Source organism: Pseudomonas sp. F1_0610 (genome assembly GCF_047470865.1).
In the GTDB taxonomy this organism is placed as follows: Bacteria; Pseudomonadota; Gammaproteobacteria; order Pseudomonadales; family Pseudomonadaceae; genus JAZDRH01.
In genome coordinates this window covers 1-17,774 of sequence record NZ_JAZDRH010000038.1, presented here as the reverse complement: position 1 = coordinate 17,774, position 17,774 = coordinate 1, and the positions used below count along the sequence as shown (strand labels likewise).

Sequence of the window (17,774 nt, the reverse complement as noted above, 5' to 3'; positions counted from 1 at the left end):
CTGATTATCTTGCAAATAGCATATCAAATAAAATTAAATTACCTGTTAAGTCTATACGTAACCTAATTACAACCCAGAATCTAACCTCAGATGCTTTAGCTCATGCTGAAAAACTTTTCTTGGAAGAAAAATATACAAATAAGTTTAAGATTGCTAGTGTTGGTCGGTTGGTAAAATCAAAAGGTGTTTTGGATATTATTGAATTTGCAGAGTATTTAAAAGAAAAGAATTTTGACTTTGTTTGGTATATTTTTGGTGATGGTGAGTTAAAAAATGAAATTGAAAATAAAATTATTGAAAAAAACCTTTCTGAACATCTTTTTTTAAAGGGCTTTGTTGATAACGTAGATAGTTATCTAAAACAATTTGATTTACTGGTTAGTTTTTCATATTCAGAAGGACTTGGATTAATTATCAAGGAAGCTATTCAAGCCAATATAGCCGTAGCAACTACGCCCTTGCCAGCCTTTATAGAGCAGTTAGGCGATACAGGTTTATATGCAGATCATGGAGATTATGATAAATGGTATCAGGAAATTATGCTAAAATTGCAGTCTGAACAGCTTAGAGATAAAGTTGTGCTCTCACAGACTAACCATTTTTTGGGGAAGATTAGTAGTGCTTTTAAAACAACATAGTAGGCTTGATAAAAAAATAGTATTGCAGATTTTGTGTGCCTTTTTATGGATCTCTTTATTTATATTTGTTAATGGTTACTTTTTAGACTTAACAAATAAAACTATAAATAATTTTTTCTATGTTGGTATTGGCTTTCTCGGCCTATTAACTTTATTTCTATTTTATAGAGAAGATAAAGAAGTTGTTTTTAGTTTGTTGTTGTTTTTATTGCCCATGTTGGCCTTGTCACTAATGGAGTGGGAGCTAAGCGGTTATAAGATACCTATATATTTATGCCTTTTTCTTGTTGGATGCTTTGTGTTTAGCAAAAATAAATTTTTTAAGTCTGTTTATCTAGCATCCTTTTTATTAGCTTTTTGTATATCTGTTTATATTATTTTTGACTGGTTTTTAATATGGGGGGAGACGGGAAAATTTATTCGCTATGCTAATTGGCTTGGGGAATACTATCACCCTGGTTTTTTCTCGATGCTACTCTGTTTTATATTTTTAATGTTTTTTGATCAGTATTTTCTTAATAAAATAGATAAAAATAAAAGCATTCTTGTCTTTTTAGCTGTTTTTATATTTTTTGCTTATGTTGCTTTTCTGGGTGTTATTTTCCAGTCGAGAACGGCATTGCTAGGTGTACTTGCGTATTTTATAGGATTTGCAATATACAAAAAAACCTATTTATATTTCTTTGTAATATTTTTAATAGTCTGCGCAGCCTTGTATTTTACAGAGATAGGCGACTTGGTCGCTAATCGAGGAGCTAGTCATAGAACTGTTATTTGGAAAGAAGTTTGGTTTGATTATATCAATAACTGTAACTACTTTGTGGGTTGTGCGCCCATGAAAAATATTCTTGGACAGTTTGCGCATCCGCATAATATTTATTTATCAATACTGCACAACACTGGAATTATAGGTGCTATCTTATTCTTACTATTCTTTACCCCGCTGATCTATATGATCTTTAAGTATAAGCCTCAGTGGGGATTGTTAGTATTTTATGCACTTCCAACCATTTTGACGGAAAGCGAGACTCTATTTGCAGGTAATAGTGAGTTATGGGTTTATTTCTGGCTTCCTATTCTAATGTGTATGGTCGGCCTTCAACGACCTATCTTTGAGCAGTACAAGTTAGCAAAGGCAAAGCTTCTCTCTTGATCCAGAGGTGTGTGTCCTTTTTTATAATGCTGGCGTCTTAGGTGGTACGTTACTCCCTTAAGGGAGGTTTTATTTTTTTGCGACTATATAGTCGTTTTTAGGTTTTGTAGTTTCGAGGCAGCCAGAATGATCGGTATAAAAAAAATTGCAAGCTACGTTCCCCATGAACGTATTGATAACGTAGCTCAGGCGGAAAAGTTTGATCGTGATGCGGAGTTTGTACGTGTAAAGCTGGGAACAGAAACCTTGGCTATTAAAGCGGCTGATGAAGAAAGCTCTGACTTAGCTGTAAAAGCTGTACAGAACTTGATACACAAAACCCCTGAGTTTGACCTAGAAAAAGTGCAAGCCGTAATTGTCGTAACCCAAAATGGTGATGGCGAAGGCTTGCCACATACCGCGGCTATTGTGCAGGATAAGCTTGGACTAGCAAAAACAATTGCGGCCTTTGATATTGGTCTAGGCTGTTCAGGCTATGTGTATGGATTGTACGCTGCGCAAGGCTTTATGCAGGCGACAGGTATGAAAAACGCGTTACTGATTACAGCTGATCCTTATTCGAAAATTATCAATATGGAAGACCGTGTTACCAGTATGTTATTTGGTGATGCTGCCACCGTTACTTGGTTGGGTGAAGATCCAGAGTGGCGTTTAGGGGCTTGCGACTTTGGCACTGACGGCTCAGGTGCCGAATACTTGGTAACTAAAGGCGGGCATTTTCATATGAATGGCCGTCAAGTATTTAACTTTGCAAGCCAGAAAATTGTGCCTCATATTCAAGGCGTACTTGAAAAAGAGCAGATGCAATTAGAGCAAGTAGATAGTTTTCTGTTACACCAAGGCAGTGCAGCTATCGTTGATGCCATTACCAAGCGTTTGGGTGTAGACGAAAGCAAAGTTATTAAGGATATGATGGGCGTTGGCAATACGGTTTCTTCGTCTATTCCTTTGTTACTAGAACATTATGCCTTCACAAGTAACTGGAGCAATTTAGTGATGAGTGGTTTTGGTGTTGGCTTATCTTGGGCTTCTGCTATTTTATTCCGCACTTAAAGAATCTTTTTTCTATAGCCAGTAATGTCTTTATAGCTTTTTTCAAAATCACCAAAGACTTTGCTGGCAAGCCATGTGTGATCTTCTGCATAGCGCAGCATATGTTTAAAGTTGCGCGTTCGCTGTGATGTTAGCAACGGAAATATTTGTTTTTTGAGGTCGGCAAAGTCAATTAAGCCAAGTTGGTTATCAGGCGTTAATACAATATTGCCAAGATGTATTGAACGAAATAACACGCCTTGTTGATGCAGCTTGGCAATAAAGCTGGCGAGTTGCTCAAAAAGGTTGTTTGGCACTGTTATTTTGTCTGTTTGCAGTTGACGAAGAGTGCGCCCAGGTAAGGGCTGATAATGCACAATATCACGCTCAATTTCTGCAATATGGAATACATTTAGAATTTTAGGCACAGGTACGTCTAAGTTATCTAGGCGTTTTGCATTTTTTGCAAAACGCTCAGCATACGGCCAAAAAGCAGCAGAAGTGAAGGCTCGCTTGCGGCGAAAAAGCTTAATTATGCTACCGTCAGTTAAAAGTAATACCTTTTCACCACAAGTATCTTGCTCAAGAATTTTTGCATCTTTCTTTAACTGTAAAAAATACGCAAGGGGCAATACCTTCATACTTACCTCTGTGTCTGTAATTTTGCAGTTTACTAAAGTTAGGTTTTATTTTCAGCTGAAAGCTTTACCAGTACTGAAACTAATTGCTCTTCCCAGTTATCAGCTGCAACGTTATAAAGAGAAAAAAGTTTATCCATATTTAGTGATGATGAGCTAGGACGCCGAGCAGAGCTTGGATATTGGCTGCTAGATATTGCTTTAAGTTGAGGTTGTTGTGTAACCAGTCCAATGGCCAATGCCTGCTGGAAAATAACCTTAGCAAAATCATACCATGAGCAGTAAGGCGCTCCTGAATAATGGTAAATCCCCCATTCAAGTTGCTGCTGTTCTTTGTAGTTTATCGCCAGTTTCCAGAGTAGTTGGGCAATACCTAATGCTGAAGTAGGGGCCCCGTATTGATCATTAATAATGCTCAGTTCATGTTCTTGGGCAAGGCGTAACATGGTTTTTACAAAGTTTGAGCCATACTCACTAAATACCCAGCTTGTACGTAGGATTAAGGCCTTAGTTGCAATGTTTAAAATTTCCTGCTCGCCGGCTAGTTTACTCGCGCCATACACATTAATGGGCTGGGGAATATCTGTCTCTACATAGGCGGCTGTTTGTTCCCCAGAAAACACATAATCAGTAGATAGATGAAAAATAGGGCAGTCTAGTTTTTGTGCCGCCCAGGCAAGGTGACGACAGCCAAGCTGATTAACCTGGTACGCGCGTGTTGTATCTAGTTCTGCTCGATCAACTGCTGTATATGCAGCCGCATTGATGATTAGCTTGGGTTTAATCTGCTCACTAATCTGCTCAACACAATTAGGCTGGCTAATATCTAACGTTGAGGAGTGGGTACAGGTAAGTTGCCAGTCTTGTGGACAAAGTTGAAGAATAGATTGGCCTATTTGACCAGTAGCGCCACAGAGCAAAACATGCATAAGCTTGTTAAGTTTCCATTGTATGTTGAGTAGAGCAGCAATTTTAGCCCATATCCTATGTTAAACTGCTGCCCGTATTTAGATCTAACCATTAAGGGTGCAAATGCTTAATTATTTTAAAGCCTATCGTGAACGCGGCTGGCAGGATATTTCAGCACAAGAATATAGTGCCGCATGGCAAACCTTTGGTGGTAGTGTAGCAACACATCCCGATATTGTTGAGCGCTTATCTGATTTTGCGCAGTTGCAAGTAAGTTATTTGGGCTGGTTTGAGGGTGAACAATTACAGGCGGCGCTACCTGTCACAGGGCGTTATTTGGCCTTATCTAAAGACTGCTTAAAACATGCCAAGAAACGTCATCTGTTTGATTTAGGTAATGCCGAAATTATTCTTCCTGTAGCGCAAGAAGCTCAGGTTTTATTACGTCATAAAGTACGTTATCTATCTGCGTTAAACAGCCAGCAAATCGTGAGTGCAAAGCCACAAAAAGAATCTTTAGCCTTGGCTCGGCAGCCAGAAGAATACAGTAAAAAATTTCGCTATAACCAAAGGCGTGAGCAACGTTTGTTAGAAGAAGCAGGCGGCAGTTTAGTGCCTATGGAAAACCTGAGTACGCAAGAAATCGCCAGTATTTATACCAGTTTGTTTGAACGACGTTGGGGCTTTCCTGTACCTGGTAAAGGGCACCTTGTTGATGTCTTTAATCTTTTGCGTGAATTTATGGTAGGAAATTTAGTTTATTTGGATAACCAGCCTGTGGCTATCCAGATTCTATACCGTGTGGAGGCGCCAAATTGGGTAAGCCTTGAGTATATTAATGGTGGCGTTGACCCTCAGCAGCGTGAGTTTAGCCCAGGTAGCGTGCTAAGTTTTGTTAATACGCAGGAGCAATGGGCTTATGCTCGAGAGCAAGGTAAAACCTTGCGTTATTCTTTTGGCCGTTCTGATCGTGAATACAAAGACCGTTGGTGCAATAACCACCCTGTTTATGAGGTCCGCTAAATGCATAATCATAAGCAGCAATTATTAAAAAGGCACCGCAAACAAAAGCGCCTGATTTTAGTAGCCGCACTGCTGGTTATTTTAGTTTCAGGGTTCTGGCACTGGTGGCTGATTCCCTGTTTGTTGGTGGTATTTTGGATAGTACATGAGGCTTGGTTGTCTGATCATTTGTTTTATTTGCCAAATGAAGATTACCGCTATCAGTTTCCAGAAACAGCCAAATGTTTTACTACGCAGCTAGTTCAAGGGGCTTTGCTGTTAACTGAGGATCAGCAGCAGCAAATCAGCAGTACAGATACATTATTGTTAAAGATTAGACTGCAAACTTCATGGCTAGGTCGTTTATTTGATCCCAGCATTGTGTTTGCTGATGATCAACAAACCTTTGAGCGCTCAGCTAAAGGTGTGCGTTATTTAAATTTAACAGGGCAGCATGCCGCCTTGGTCGCAGATCAGCTTGTATTTAAAACTCAGTTTTGTAGGCTAGAGGCTCAGGTTGAACTGATTGCCTTTGCCCAGCCTGATTTTACTCGTCAATCTATTATGGTGCTGGCACCTCACGCCGACGATGCTGAGCTAGCTGCCTATGGTGTCTATAGTTCATCTGAAAATAAGAGTGTAATCACCATAACCCAAGGTGAAATTGAAGCAGAAAATTACCAAGTATTAGGCTTAACTCAAGATCAGGCAGCCAAGCTTAAAGGGCGCTTGCGTGCGTGGGACAGTATAATGATTCCCCAGTGGGGCGGTGTTAAGGCTGAAAATACTGTGCAGTTAGGCTACTACTGTTTGCAATTAAACAATATGCAGTCGGCACCAGAGCAAGCCTTCGGCTCTAAAGCGTCAAAAGATAGCGATATACGTTGTGTACGTAATTACAACAGTATTCAGCTTACAAGTGATGCTACAGGTACACCAAGCTGGCAAAACTTAGTGCAGGACTTAGTGGAAGTATTAGCGCACTTTAAACCTGATGTGGTGATTACTCCGCATCCAACCCTTGATCCCCATGCCGACCATGTGGCTACCACAGCTGCGCTATATCAGGCATTAGAGACAGCAGAGCATAAGCCCGAAAACCTACTATTTTACGCGAACCATTTACATGATAACGATCGCTGGCCAATGGGTAATGCTGGTGATGGTGTAGCGCTGCCACCTGCTATGCGTGAATTGGAAGCAGATTCCTTGTGGGCTTTTAACCTGACTAAAGAGCAGCAGCTAGATAAAGCAATGGCCTTAGCTATGCAGCATGATTTACAACCAGCGATGCCATTGAAAAAACGTGTGCGCCGTTATTTGCAGCACTATTTACTAGGGCGGCGCTGGCCAGCTACTGGTGAAAATGAGTTTTTCCGCAAAGCAGTGCGTCGTCATGAGTTATTTTGGGTACGCTCACTGAAATAATCAGCTCAGTGATTGCACTAAATCGCACCATAAAGGCAGTTTGGCGTCTTTTTCCGATAACAAAGGCGCACTTACTATTGGCCAATCAATCCCCAGTTGCGGGTCATTCCAGCGAATCCCAGCTTCATCGCTGGGTGCATAGTAAGCAGTGCATTTATAGTGAAAGACAGCAATATCACTGAGTACATAGAAACCATGCGCATATCCCGGTGGGATCCAAAGTTGCCTTTGAGTATCACCACTTAATTCAAAGCTGCAATGCTGGCCAAAATGTTCAGAATTAGGATTGATATTAACGACCACATCAAAGACCAAACCTTGGGTTACTGTAATAAGCTTTCCTTGCGGATTTGATTTTTGAAAGTGCAAGCCGCGCAGCACGCCTTTATAAGAGCGTGACATATTGTCTTGAACAAAGGGGAGTTGTATTCCCGCTGCTTGATATCGATGCTGCTGATAACTTTCTAAAAAGAAGCCTCGCTCATCTTCAAAAATTTTAGGTTCAAGAAGCATAACATCAGGGAATTTGGTTTGAATGATGTTCATTAATTTAATGGCTAGTCCGCTTTTTCATCTTTCCAGGGCGCCTGCAAATAACGTGTTCGGTTAAAGGTTTCTAGCCATTCAGGCTTAAACACCACTAAGGCCGTAATCACGGTGCCGTTAATAAAGGCTTCTGGGAAAGCAACCAATAATAACATGCCTATAAACTCACTTATCCAAGGTGGAAAGGCGTAGATGCCGTCAATCCAAAGTAAGCCTAAACCCGTGAAGCTGCAAATAATAGCGGTAATGGCGGCTGGGAAGAAGCCAGAGCAGAAAATATAAACAAAGAGATTTTCAGGTTTTAAACGCTCCACCCATTCAGCGCACAAATGCACAATCAGCACAGGAATGAGGGTTACAAGAACGGCATTTAAGCCAAAAGAGGCGAAATCTTGCTTGCCTAAAACCAATAAAGACAGCTGCGCTATAAGCCCTGCTAAAATAGCTAGCGGCCAATTGAGCAAAAGCGTGACAGCGGTCATGCCAATAAAATGAAAGGAAATACCAGAAGGAAAGTCTTTACGAATCATCCATAACAAACATAAACAAAACACGGTACCAAATAGCAGGTGTTGTTTTCGTTGATCACTAAAGAGTTCCACCCAAGGCGCGTTAAATATTGCCCATAGCAGAACAGGAGCATAAATAGCCCAGCCAATGGTTAGCGTAAGTTCGCTTAAAATGCTGCTATCTATCACAGTTAAGGCTCTCTAAGTTACCAGCTAGGCAGTAAAGCTAGCATATAAAGTGCAATAAATTCTTCAGAGTTGCTCGCTTTCTAGGTAAATGCTTGTTTGCCCATTGGGGTAGATCGTAGTTTCAGTTAAACTTAGCCATCTTTTAGTTTTAGAACGACCGTAGTGATGCCTAAGACTTTTTCCGAAATACCATTAGAGCGTCCAGAAACGCCATTGCTAGATCAGATTACAACACCTGAGCAGTTGCGTCATCTGTCAGAAACAGAGCTGTTAACCTTAGCTGATGAGCTGCGTTTGCACCTGTTATGGCGTGTAGGACAAACGGGTGGGCACTTTGCCGCTGGCTTAGGCGTTGTTGAGTTAACAGTGGCGTTGCATTATGTGTTTGATACGCCTGAAGATCGCCTTGTTTGGGATGTAGGGCATCAAGCCTATCCGCATAAAATATTAACAGGACGTCGCGAAGCGATGGACAGCCTGCGCCAAAAAGATGGTATTTCTGCTTTTCCTAAACGCACAGAAAGCATATACGATACCTTTGGTGTTGGGCATTCTAGCACCTCAATTAGTGCGGCTTTAGGCATGGCGATTGCAAGCAAGCTACAAGGCCTAGAGCGTAAAGCAGTAGCTGTTATTGGTGACGGCGCTATGACTGCTGGTATGGCGTTTGAAGCACTTAATCATGCACCAGAAGTAGGTGCTGATATGCTCGTTATTCTAAATGATAACGATATGTCGATTTCTAACAATGTAGGCGGCTTGTCGCATCATCTAGCGCGTATTCTCACCAGTCAAACCTATGCCAGCATGCGAGAGGGCAGTAAAAAAATTCTGTCAAAACTACCAGGTGCTTGGCAGTTAGCGCGCAAAACAGAAGAACATGCAAAAGCTATGTTAGCGCCTGGCATCATGTTTGAGGAGCTAGGCTGGAATTATATTGGTCCCATTGATGGGCATGATTTATCAGCGTTAGTCACCACCTTGCGCAATATGCGTGATTTAAAAGGCCCACAGTTTCTGCATGTGATTACCAAAAAAGGTAAAGGCTTTGCACCTGCCGAAGAAGATCCTATTACCTACCATGCTATTAGCAAAGTGAAATCTAGCTCACCTGCTAAAGGCGGGCCACGTTATTCCAATGTATTTGGGCGTTGGTTGTGTGATATGGCAACGGCTGATGAGCGCTTACTGGGTATCACCCCCGCAATGAAGGAAGGCTCCGACTTAATTGACTTTAGCGAGCGATTCCCAGCGCGCTATTTTGACGTAGCCATTGCCGAGCAGCATGCGGTTACTCTCGCAGCAGGTATGGCTTGTGAAGGCATGAAGCCAGTAGTGGCTATTTATTCAACCTTTTTACAGCGCGCTTATGATCAACTGGTGCATGATGTTGCCTTACAGGATCTTGACGTATTGTTTGCTATTGATCGAGCAGGCTTAGTCGGTGAGGATGGACCAACACATGCAGGAAGTTTTGATATTTCCTACCTGCGCTGTATTCCGAAAATGCTGATCATGACGCCTAGCGATGAAAATGAATTGCGTTTGTTACTCAATACAGGCTATCGCTATCAAGGGCCAGCGGCTGTGCGCTATCCACGAGGTACAGGTCCAGGTGCAGCTATTACGCAGAGCCTAGAACCTGTTGCAATAGGCAAAGCGCTACTACGCCGTCAAGGGCAAAAGGTCGCTATTTTGGTTTTTGGTGTGCAATTGAGTGAAGCTTTACAAGCAGCTGAAACATTGGATGCTACAGTTGTAGATATGCGCTTTGTCAAACCTTTAGACGAGCTCATGGTAGAAGAATTAGCTAAAACCCATTCACTACTAGTAACTATTGAAGAAAACGCCATTATGGGAGGGGCTGGTAGTGCAGTAGGTGAGTTTTTGGAACAGCAACAACAGACTGTGCCATTACTTCATCTAGGGATTCCAGATCGTTATATAGAACAGGCCACGCCAAAGCAAATGCTAGCAGAGTGTGGTTTAGATGCGGCTGGTATTTTAGCCGCTATTGAACAACGTTTATCGTCATAACAAATCATTGAAAGCTGTATTTTGTAAGGTGCGCAACGCTTAAAAGGGAAGTAGATAACCTACGCTGCCCCCGCAACGGTAAATAACCGAATGTGTTTTTCATTGTGCCACTGGCTTGTGCTGGGAAGGCGAAAAACATAGTTATAGCCCGGAGACCTGCCTTACAAAAAAACTAGGTGTTGCGGAGGGCGACACCTCAAGTAAGGTCATAGCTGATCTCTCTTGCCTTCGCCCTCCTCAAAAGCGGTTAACTTTTGGGGAAAATTCATATGAAAAAATATATAGCTATTGTCAGTGTTTTTCTATTTGCACCTACCGTTTATGCTGGCACCACGGAGCCTATAAACTTATCGACAACTACTGTGGTAAATAAAGGAACTGCGCTGCAGAATCCTGTTGCTAGTAGCGTGCAAGTAATTACCCGTGAAGATATTGAAAAGAGTGCAGCAAGTAATTTAGTCGATATCTTACAAGGTAAAGCGGGTATTCAAATAAAAGATAGTATTGGTGATAGGCGGCATGTCTCTTTTAGTTTAAGGGGATTTGGTGAGAACTCAGTAAATAACACTTTATTATTAGTAGATGGCCGACCGCTTAATGAGCCAACTATGAAAGCCCCTAACTTTAATGCCATACCTTTATTTAATATTGAACGGGTGGAAATAATTCGAGGCTCAGGAGCTGTTTTATATGGTGATCAAGCAGTGGGCGGAGTAATTAATATAATTACACGGCAACCACAGGGAACTGGCGGCTATATTGAAGCAACCCGCGGCAGTCAGGATATGGAGGTCTATCGTGGCAATACTTACCTTTCCTTAGATAATGGTTTGTCTGTTTATTTAAGTGGTGTTTCAGGTTCTGGCGATAATTACCGTAAGAATAACCAAACGAACTATGATGATTTTTTTGCCCGTTTACGTTATGACCATGATCTGGGATGGTTATTGTATGAGCATCAAACTTCTCATGATAATTTGCACCTTCCAGGATCCTTAACGTACAAACAGAAAAAGGATAATCGCAGGCAAAGTAGTGCTTTGGATTGGCAAAGTGACAGAACAAAAACAGATCGTTTTGCGTTGCAGCAGAGATTAACTGACGAGCTCACGGCATATTTAGATTATGCAAACAGTAAGCGTAACGGTGAGGTTTTTACTTGGGGCACTGATAAAAAAAATAGTACTGATATAGAGAGCTTTTCTCCCCGGATAACATTGCGTTTGGCAACAGGCACAGAGTTATTAGCAGGCTATGATTATATTAAGAGTGAGGCTAAAGGATTTAATAATAGTACGCAACGCAAAGAAGATTGGTATATCAATTTAAATCAGCCTTTAAATGAAAGGTTATTCTTAACTTTAGGCTACCGAACAAGTAAGGTTGATGATAGTTTTACTGCAAACAATAAGCATCATGGACGTGAAAATAGCACAAGCCTTGGTTTAGTTTGGCAAGCGACAGATAATCTACAGTTTTTCTTAAAACGAGAAGATGTATTGCGTTGGGCGAATGTAGATGATAACGGCTTAGTTCTTCCTCAGGTTGTATATTTAAAACCACAAACAGGCACTTCTTGGGAGTCAGGTCTTGAGTGGGTAGGAAATAAGCAACGTCACAGTTTAAGTCTGTACCGCCTGAATTTAAACAATGAAATTTTTTATGATGCAGTGATTGCTAATCCAGATAGCTTTTATGGATATGGTGCCAATATTAACCTTGATGGTACTAGACGGCAGGGCTTGATGTATGAAGGCAGTTACGACGTGACACAGCGCTTAACGCTATTAGGGCAGTACAGCTTAACAGATGCTCGTTATAGAAAAGGCTCTTATAAGGGGAACGCAGTTGGTGGTGTCGCCCGCCATGCCGCTAGTCTAATGCTAGACTATGCGTTATTGGATGGATTTAATTTGCAACTAGAAGCGGCCTATACAGGCGCTAGCTATTTATCAAGCGATGATGGACACACCCAAGGAAAAGAAGGTGGTTACACGCTATATAATTTAGCCGCGGTTTACCACTATAAAAACTTTTCAACAAAACTACGTGTGAACAATATTTTTAATAAGAACTACAATAGCTATGCTTCAGTTTATGGCTACTATCCAGCCCCCAAACAAGTGGCTGAGCTATCTGTAGGCTACAGGTTTTAATTGAACATATAGGTATTTAAAATAGGTAGGTTGGCCAACGCTAAGTAGGCCAATTTATCTATTTCAATAGAGGCATTCCATCTTCTGCAAAGACAACGCCTAGCTTCTCCAGCTTTTCACGTGCAGCATGATGTACTACGCCTCGCTTTTTAATATCCGCTTCTAATAAACGAAATAGCGTAGCTTGGCTAACGTTGGCGTTATTAATCACTTCTAAGCGCACACCGTAAAATCTATCATTAGCAAAGCAATCTAGGATTTCGGCATCCGCATCAGGATTGGCTGCCGCTGTTGCACGAATAGCTTGGTTGGGGTCCTCAAGAAAAGGCGCTAACTCCTCTCTACAACTAGCACCACAGGCTGCTATATAGCGTTGTTGCTCTTCTGCTTTTTGTTCTGCTGTTTTCTTAGCCATAAATAGTATAGGTCACCTTAAATTAGCTACAACCACTATACGCGTTTAGCCAAGGCGACTTGTTCAAATACAACTAAGGCTAATTGCCCTTTTAGCAAGGCACGAATATTGGCGTGGTCGGTGTGCTCTGGTGTTGTTAACACATGACGATAATGCTCGCCATAAGCCAGCAAGGCTTCTTCTTTACTAAAGCCCTCCAATAGCGCCAAAGCTAAAATTTTGCCGCTACCTTGGTTTGTATTAGCAGCATTTATTACGCCATTGTTACTAAAAGCACTGGGCGTATAGCAATAATGGCGATCAATAAAATCTAGCATCTGGGCAAAGCTAAAATTGCTTTGATGCAATGCCGCACGTAATTGGCTAAGCTTATTCATTGGGCTTGTTTTTGGCAAAACTAGCCAGCTGCTCGGTAGAAGCTTCTTTTTGATATTCAGCTTTCCATTGTGCATAAGGCATGCCGTAAATCTCAGTACGGATAGTTTCTAAATCCAAAGTAACCCCACGCTCTTTGCCTTCTGCAACATACCACTTGGATAAACAGTTACGACAAAATCCAGCTAGATTCATTAACGCTATATTTTGTACATCAGTGCGTGATTGTAGATGAGCGACAAGGCGGCGAAAGGTGGCTGCTTCAAGTTCTAGACGTTGTTGTTCAGTCATAATAGGCTCTTGAATAAAGGCTAGCTAAATACCAGCCTTAGTAGGTTAACGATTATGGTTGATGAGCTGTAAAAACTCTTGGCGTGTAGTGCCTGAATTACGGAAAGCACCTAGCATACTTGATGTCGTCATAATAGAGTTTTGCTTTTCCACGCCACGCATCATCATGCACATGTGCTTAGCTTCAATCACCACACCTACACCAGAAGCTTGAGTTATTTCTTGAACCGCATCGGCAATTTGTCGCGTTAGATTTTCTTGAATCTGTAAACGGCGAGCAAACATATCCACAATACGAGCGATTTTTGACAAACCAACAACCTTGCCTGTGGGTAAGTAAGCCACATGCGCCTTACCGATAAAAGGCAGTAAATGATGCTCGCACAATGAATACAGTTCGATATCACGCACTATAACCATTTCATCGCTTTCAGACTCAAAAAGCGCGCCATTAACTACTTCCTCTACAGTTTTGCTATAGCCATTACAAAGGTACTGCATTGCCTTGGCTGCACGCTTAGGGGTATCCAGCAAGCCTTCGCGATCGGGGTCTTCACCTAGCTGTACAAGGATTTCACGGTAGTGTTTAGCAATATCGTCACACATAATAACTCCGAAACGGTACTGAGTTTTGTCAGTACGACCGGTTAACAGAAAGCGGGTAGAATGCCAATTTATCCTTTCAAGAGCTAGTTTATTTATTTAAATTGGACTATTAAATCCATTCATTTAGATATATCTGAGACATTGAATAGAGAAAAACGGTGTTTTACGCTTGCTTTTTTTAGTTAAAAATTGAAAGGATGAGAGAGCCTTGTCGCTAAGAAATGCCTCTTCTCAAGGGTTCAGGCATAATAGAATCCATATCTACTAATAATTAAGGATAACCAATGAAACTGGTAATTATTTCTGGCACAGTCTTTGGTACATCAGAAGAAGTCGCCTATCACGCAGAAGAAAAGCTCAAAGAGCAGGCTATAGAGGTTGTGTATAACTCACGAATTACCTATGAACAATTAATCGCAGAGCAAGCGGATGCTGTATTGTTTATTTGTTCAACCACTGGCATGGGCGAACTGCCAGATACTATTTATCCAATCTTTCAGGCCTTAAAAGAAAATGCCCCCAATTGGCAGGGGTTACCAAGCGGCGTTATAGCATTGGGCGATCAAAGCTATGGTCCTACTTTTTGCGGCGCGGGTGAGCAAATTAAAGAGCTGCTAGAGGAATTAGGCACTCAGCCTGTACTTGATATGCTGCGTCTAGATGCCAGTGCAACTGTCACGCCAGAGCTAGATGCCGAGCCATGGCTAGCTGAGTTTGCGGCAAAGCTAAAGGCGTAATATGACACTTAACAAAAGGCGCTCCACAGTAGCGCCTAGTATCAAACGCCGTAAAGCCAGCAAGCCACAGCCAAAGGTAACCCGTTTATTACTGCTAAATAAGCCCTATGATGTGCTCAGCCAGTTTAATGATGAACAAGGGCGAAAAACCCTCAAAGACTTTGTCAAAGTACCAGATGTTTATCCAGCTGGGCGTTTAGATAGAGACAGTGAAGGCTTAATTCTGCTTACCAACAATGGGCGTTTACAAGCGCAAATAGCTGATCCTAAATTTAAATTAGAAAAAACCTATTGGGTACAGGTTGAAGGCATTCCTAATCCTGAGCAGCTTAGCCAGCTAAGCCAAGGTGTTGTATTAAAAGATGGCATAACCTTACCCGCCCAAGTCCTGCCAATTGAAGCGCCTGAGTTATGGCCACGTAATCCGCCTGTGCGTTTTCGCCAAAATATTCCTACCGCTTGGTTATCTATTTCAATCAAAGAAGGGCGCAACCGACAAGTAAGGCGTATGACAGCCGCTGTCGGCTTGCCCACATTACGCTTGGTTCGAGTGCAAATTGGACCTTGGTGTTTAGAGGGTTTAGCGCAAGGTCAATGGCGAGAAGTAGACCACGCAGTATTAAACACTAAAGCCCGATAAGGGCTTTAGTATTGTTAGTAAAATGAGGTAATTATTTCAATACCTTGGGTAACAACCTGTTTCCATGCATTACCAATTTCAGTTGTATATTCAGGGTCTTGATCAGCAATAGTAACAAGTAAGGCTTTAAGCCATAGCTGATAAAGTTCAGGGCGAATATTTAAATGCTCACGTGAATGGCTGGCGCCTAGTGCACGTAGCTTGGTATCAGGCATACCGCGAGCATAAAGCACAATGTTTAAAATGCCTTGGCGCAAAAGTAATTTTTGCCCTGCCATTTCGGTATTGGTAAATTTATCTTTAATTTCTGGGGAGCTACTGAGAAAGTTTTTATAGAATAAATCAAAAAACTCAGGTTGAGCACAACAGCGACCATAGCTTTGCATAACAAGGTCAGGGGCATTTATCACTTTATATTTTCCTATTGCAGACTAGGCAGCCTAAGCTGCCTAAGTCGAACTGCGTTACCTGTTAATAGGGTAGAAACGCGGTAACTACTACTTTAATAATGAAACCTAAAACGCCTAATCCCAGAGCGAAAAACAAAATCGCAGTGCCAAAGCGTCCTGCTTTGGATTTTTTGGCTAAATCCCACACAATAAATGCCATAAAACAGATAAGCCCACCAATAAGAACGGCGGTCATCAGTTCTTCAAGTACTTCTGGTTCCATAGTGCCTCCAAATGCTTTAGGTGTAATAAGGAGGCTGCGCACGCAAATGTTTAGTACTTATAGTAGTACTTTTAAACATAAAAATAGCACAGCAAGCTACTCATCATTATACGTAAAAATTATCAATATAGGCAGATAAGCTTTGCAAATAAGATGAGCGCTGTAGGCTAAAAACTACTTGTTTTTTAAGTGGTCTAGTGGCAGACAAGTGCTTAATTGAATATTATTCAAAACGAAGCTAGAGCGTACGCTGGTTACGCCCTCTATGCGCGTCACCTTATTCAAGAGAAACTGTTGGTAGTGCTCCATATCGGGCACCACTACTTTCAACTGATAGTCTGCGTCCATGCCTGTAATCAGGCTGCACTCTTGTACTTCCGGCCACTGTAAAATATGGCTTTGGAAGTTAGCAAAACGCTCAGGCGTATGGCGATCCATACCAATTAGCACATAAGCGGTTAAGGTTAAACCTAGTTTTTTAGGGTTCAGTAAAGCAACTTGGCGAGTAATATAGCCATCATCTTCAAGTTGTTTTACGCGACGAGAACAAGGAGATGGCGATAAACCAATGCGTTCTGCGAGTTCTTGATTTGATACACGAGAGTCGGCCTGTAGTTCTGCTAAAATTCGTAAATCAAAACGGTCAAGATTGTCCATTGTCTTATGCCTTTAGGTATAAATTGCGCATTTTAAATAAAAATTAGTTAATAGTTGCGCATATTACTTTAAATGAGCATGTTTTAGCAAGCACCTTTCGGTGGGGTTTGTCTATTATATACCCAATGTCACCGCTCAATGAAAAACAACAACAATAAATACATGCAACAAACCCAATCAGGTTTTTGGAGCCAGCTTTTAACCAAAAAGTGATAGGCCATTGAGTACACTAGCCCAATCAGGAAAGTGAAAGACAGCATCTGATATCAGGCAGAGCAAAAGAGTGGAAGCAGTCAAGTAGTCAAAAAAGGAGAGCCTTAGGGTTGCTCCTTTTTTTGTGGCTGCAAAAAGTAGGCTTAAACTATTAAAGAGTATTTCTCTGAGTCTGAAACAGTCTTTAGTACTCAAGCTAAAAGGGTGTTTGCGCAAAAGCAGAAAGTTTCTCAGAATAATTCCAGTGCAGCATTCCGGTAGGGCAATGTTGCTCCTAGCTACCGCTTAATTCTTCAAGGCTAGAGTGGTTCTTAGCATATCAGGCAAAACCTACAGGATTATGTACACAGACTTTAATCCCCTCAAAAGCGGGGCTTCTCTCTGAGTCTTCATTCAGGTAAGTGGGGCTCGATTCTTCGGTCTTAATCCCCTCAAAAGCGGGGTATCTATCTGAGATAATGTCCTTTCGCGCTACAACGAAATCACTGTGTCTTAATCCCCTTAAAAGCGGGGCTTCTCTCTGAGTTAAAGACGATAAGTTAACATCAGAATCAGTGGTGTCTTAATCCCCTCAAAAGCGGGGTATCTCTCTGAGACCAACCTAACGTACCAACAATTAGCCGAGTACGGTCTTAATCCTCTGAAAAGCGGGGCTTCTCTCTGAGGCAACTGCCGAGGCGATCAGTTCTATCGAAGGTGGTCTTAATCCCCTTAAAAGCGGGGCATCTCTCTGAGACAGAACCAGATCCCGATCGTACTCCTTGTTATGTCTTAATCCCCTTAAAAGCGGGGCATCTCTCTGAGAGTAGCCTAAAAAAATAACCAATAAAATCAAGATATTAAAAAGGGTTTTTGTGGGTTAAAAAATGAGCAGAAAAAGTTGTCTGTTTTTTGATCAATTTTTAGCAATGTAAAAAATAGATTTAAATAC

Annotated in this window: 20 protein-coding genes and 1 riboswitch; of the genes, 9 read left to right on the top strand and 11 right to left on the bottom strand. The window is 41.6% G+C overall.

The features are described 5' to 3' along the window. The 3 genes from VQ643_RS15000 to VQ643_RS14990 form a co-directional block, all read left to right on the top strand. Positions 1–638 (top strand): glycosyltransferase (locus VQ643_RS15000; protein ID WP_414201015.1); only part of this gene is annotated, 638 nt, incomplete at its 5' end. Continuing rightward, a complete protein-coding gene (locus tag VQ643_RS14995; RefSeq protein ID WP_414201012.1) occupies positions 619–1,791 on the top strand; it encodes an O-antigen ligase family protein in 1,173 nt (390 codons plus the stop codon). The genes VQ643_RS15000 and VQ643_RS14995, both read left to right, overlap by 20 nt. Before the next feature lie 126 nt (positions 1,792–1,917). Beyond that, complete coding sequence (locus VQ643_RS14990) at positions 1,918–2,844, top strand: ketoacyl-ACP synthase III (protein WP_414201009.1); 927 nt, start codon at positions 1,918–1,920, stop codon at positions 2,842–2,844. Here VQ643_RS14990 and VQ643_RS14985 read toward each other — a convergent pair. Continuing rightward, positions 2,841–3,464 carry a phosphotransferase gene (locus tag VQ643_RS14985; protein WP_414201006.1) on the bottom strand — a complete coding sequence of 208 codons (624 nt, stop codon included), beginning with the start codon at positions 3,462–3,464 and terminating at the stop codon, positions 2,841–2,843. The two genes, VQ643_RS14990 and VQ643_RS14985, sit on opposite strands and share 4 nt — an antisense overlap. Positions 3,465–3,502: 38 nt before the next feature. Beyond that, positions 3,503–4,390 carry a dTDP-4-dehydrorhamnose reductase gene (gene rfbD, locus VQ643_RS14980; RefSeq protein WP_414201003.1) on the bottom strand — a complete coding sequence of 296 codons (888 nt, stop codon included), beginning with the start codon at positions 4,388–4,390 and terminating at the stop codon, positions 3,503–3,505. A 103-nt stretch (positions 4,391–4,493) separates the two neighbouring features. On the opposite strand from rfbD, the gene VQ643_RS14975 reads away from it, so the two are divergent. Next, positions 4,494–5,393 carry a GNAT family N-acetyltransferase gene (locus tag VQ643_RS14975; protein WP_414201000.1) on the top strand — a complete coding sequence of 300 codons (900 nt, stop codon included), beginning with the start codon at positions 4,494–4,496 and terminating at the stop codon, positions 5,391–5,393. Continuing rightward, on the top strand, positions 5,394–6,800 hold the full coding sequence (locus VQ643_RS14970; protein WP_414200997.1) for a PIG-L deacetylase family protein: 1,407 nt from the start codon (positions 5,394–5,396) through the stop codon (positions 6,798–6,800). Here the strand turns inward: VQ643_RS14970 and rfbC are convergent, their stop codons facing one another. Together rfbC and VQ643_RS14960 are read right to left on the bottom strand one after the other, a co-directional pair. Continuing rightward, the gene (gene rfbC, locus VQ643_RS14965; protein WP_414200994.1) at positions 6,801–7,346 is read right to left on the bottom strand and encodes a dTDP-4-dehydrorhamnose 3,5-epimerase; all 546 of its coding nucleotides are present in this window, start codon (positions 7,344–7,346) and stop codon (positions 6,801–6,803) included. 11 nt (positions 7,347–7,357) lie between these two features. Next, the gene (locus VQ643_RS14960; protein ID WP_414200991.1) at positions 7,358–8,044 is read right to left on the bottom strand and encodes an energy-coupling factor ABC transporter permease; all 687 of its coding nucleotides are present in this window, start codon (positions 8,042–8,044) and stop codon (positions 7,358–7,360) included. 165 nt (positions 8,045–8,209) lie between these two features. Between VQ643_RS14960 and dxs the strand changes: the two genes are divergently transcribed. Beyond that, positions 8,210–10,081: a 1-deoxy-D-xylulose-5-phosphate synthase gene (dxs, locus tag VQ643_RS14955; RefSeq protein ID WP_414200988.1), complete on the top strand. Its 1,872-nt coding sequence runs from the start codon at positions 8,210–8,212 to the stop codon at positions 10,079–10,081. A 9-nt stretch (positions 10,082–10,090) separates the two neighbouring features. Continuing rightward, a riboswitch (cobalamin riboswitch) is annotated at positions 10,091–10,260 on the top strand. A 90-nt stretch (positions 10,261–10,350) separates the two neighbouring features. Further along, positions 10,351–12,237 carry a TonB-dependent receptor domain-containing protein gene (locus tag VQ643_RS14950; RefSeq protein WP_414200985.1) on the top strand — a complete coding sequence of 629 codons (1,887 nt, stop codon included), beginning with the start codon at positions 10,351–10,353 and terminating at the stop codon, positions 12,235–12,237. Positions 12,238–12,295: 58 nt separating this feature from the next. Here VQ643_RS14950 and VQ643_RS14945 read toward each other — a convergent pair whose 3' ends face one another. The 4 genes from VQ643_RS14945 to folE are packed head-to-tail and all read right to left on the bottom strand — an operon-like array spanning position 12,296 to position 13,924. Then, positions 12,296–12,652, bottom strand: a complete 357-nt coding sequence (locus VQ643_RS14945; RefSeq protein WP_414200982.1) for a hypothetical protein — start codon at positions 12,650–12,652, stop codon at positions 12,296–12,298. Between the two features lie 35 nt (positions 12,653–12,687). Beyond that, positions 12,688–13,029 carry a HopJ type III effector protein gene (locus VQ643_RS14940; RefSeq protein ID WP_414200979.1) on the bottom strand — a complete coding sequence of 114 codons (342 nt, stop codon included), beginning with the start codon at positions 13,027–13,029 and terminating at the stop codon, positions 12,688–12,690. Beyond that, positions 13,022–13,318 (bottom strand): DUF1244 domain-containing protein, encoded by a 297-nt coding sequence (locus VQ643_RS14935; RefSeq protein ID WP_414200976.1) that lies wholly within the window; start codon positions 13,316–13,318, stop codon positions 13,022–13,024. Before VQ643_RS14935 ends, VQ643_RS14940 begins: the two co-directional genes overlap by 8 nt. 45 nt (positions 13,319–13,363) lie before the next feature. Further along, positions 13,364–13,924: a GTP cyclohydrolase I FolE gene (folE, locus tag VQ643_RS14930; protein ID WP_414200973.1), complete on the bottom strand. Its 561-nt coding sequence runs from the start codon at positions 13,922–13,924 to the stop codon at positions 13,364–13,366. A gap of 284 nt (positions 13,925–14,208) precedes the next feature. Between folE and VQ643_RS14925 the strand changes: the two genes are divergently transcribed. Further along, positions 14,209–14,661: a flavodoxin domain-containing protein gene (locus VQ643_RS14925; RefSeq protein WP_414200970.1), complete on the top strand. Its 453-nt coding sequence runs from the start codon at positions 14,209–14,211 to the stop codon at positions 14,659–14,661. Between the two features lies 1 nt (position 14,662). Next, positions 14,663–15,301, top strand: a complete 639-nt coding sequence (locus VQ643_RS14920) for a pseudouridine synthase (protein WP_414200967.1) — start codon at positions 14,663–14,665, stop codon at positions 15,299–15,301. A 14-nt stretch (positions 15,302–15,315) separates the two neighbouring features. On the opposite strand, the gene VQ643_RS14915 is transcribed toward VQ643_RS14920, so the two are convergent. The 3 genes from VQ643_RS14915 to VQ643_RS14905 form a co-directional block, all read right to left on the bottom strand. Beyond that, the gene (locus tag VQ643_RS14915; protein WP_414201018.1) at positions 15,316–15,708 is read right to left on the bottom strand and encodes a globin; all 393 of its coding nucleotides are present in this window, start codon (positions 15,706–15,708) and stop codon (positions 15,316–15,318) included. A 64-nt stretch (positions 15,709–15,772) separates the two neighbouring features. Continuing rightward, positions 15,773–15,973 (bottom strand): DUF2788 domain-containing protein, encoded by a 201-nt coding sequence (locus VQ643_RS14910; RefSeq protein WP_414200964.1) that lies wholly within the window; start codon positions 15,971–15,973, stop codon positions 15,773–15,775. Positions 15,974–16,147: 174 nt separating this feature from the next. Beyond that, positions 16,148–16,630: an Lrp/AsnC family transcriptional regulator gene (locus VQ643_RS14905; RefSeq protein WP_414200961.1), complete on the bottom strand. Its 483-nt coding sequence runs from the start codon at positions 16,628–16,630 to the stop codon at positions 16,148–16,150. Between the last annotated feature and the right edge of the window lie 1,144 nt (positions 16,631–17,774).

Excerpts from the sequence above, each read along its gene's own strand:
- VQ643_RS14940 (WP_414200979.1), bottom strand. The coding sequence starts at position 13,029 with ATGAATAAGCTTAGCCAATTACGTGCGGCATTGCATCAAAGCAATTTT.
- VQ643_RS14950 (WP_414200985.1), top strand. The coding sequence starts at position 10,351 with ATGAAAAAATATATAGCTATTGTCAGTGTTTTTCTATTTGCACCTACC.
- VQ643_RS14970 (WP_414200997.1), top strand. The coding sequence starts at position 5,394 with ATGCATAATCATAAGCAGCAATTATTAAAAAGGCACCGCAAACAAAAG.
- dxs (WP_414200988.1), top strand. The coding sequence starts at position 8,210 with ATGCCTAAGACTTTTTCCGAAATACCATTAGAGCGTCCAGAAACGCCA.
- VQ643_RS14905 (WP_414200961.1), bottom strand. The coding sequence starts at position 16,630 with ATGGACAATCTTGACCGTTTTGATTTACGAATTTTAGCAGAACTACAG.
- VQ643_RS14985 (WP_414201006.1), bottom strand. The coding sequence starts at position 3,464 with ATGAAGGTATTGCCCCTTGCGTATTTTTTACAGTTAAAGAAAGATGCA.
- VQ643_RS14975 (WP_414201000.1), top strand. The coding sequence starts at position 4,494 with ATGCTTAATTATTTTAAAGCCTATCGTGAACGCGGCTGGCAGGATATT.
- VQ643_RS14990 (WP_414201009.1), top strand. The coding sequence starts at position 1,918 with ATGATCGGTATAAAAAAAATTGCAAGCTACGTTCCCCATGAACGTATT.
- VQ643_RS14935 (WP_414200976.1), bottom strand. The coding sequence starts at position 13,318 with ATGACTGAACAACAACGTCTAGAACTTGAAGCAGCCACCTTTCGCCGC.
- folE (WP_414200973.1), bottom strand. The coding sequence starts at position 13,924 with ATGTGTGACGATATTGCTAAACACTACCGTGAAATCCTTGTACAGCTA.
- rfbC (WP_414200994.1), bottom strand. The coding sequence starts at position 7,346 with ATGAACATCATTCAAACCAAATTCCCTGATGTTATGCTTCTTGAACCT.
- VQ643_RS14945 (WP_414200982.1), bottom strand. The coding sequence starts at position 12,652 with ATGGCTAAGAAAACAGCAGAACAAAAAGCAGAAGAGCAACAACGCTAT.
- VQ643_RS14925 (WP_414200970.1), top strand. The coding sequence starts at position 14,209 with ATGAAACTGGTAATTATTTCTGGCACAGTCTTTGGTACATCAGAAGAA.
- rfbD (WP_414201003.1), bottom strand. The coding sequence starts at position 4,390 with ATGCATGTTTTGCTCTGTGGCGCTACTGGTCAAATAGGCCAATCTATT.
- VQ643_RS14920 (WP_414200967.1), top strand. The coding sequence starts at position 14,663 with ATGACACTTAACAAAAGGCGCTCCACAGTAGCGCCTAGTATCAAACGC.
- VQ643_RS14910 (WP_414200964.1), bottom strand. The coding sequence starts at position 15,973 with ATGGAACCAGAAGTACTTGAAGAACTGATGACCGCCGTTCTTATTGGT.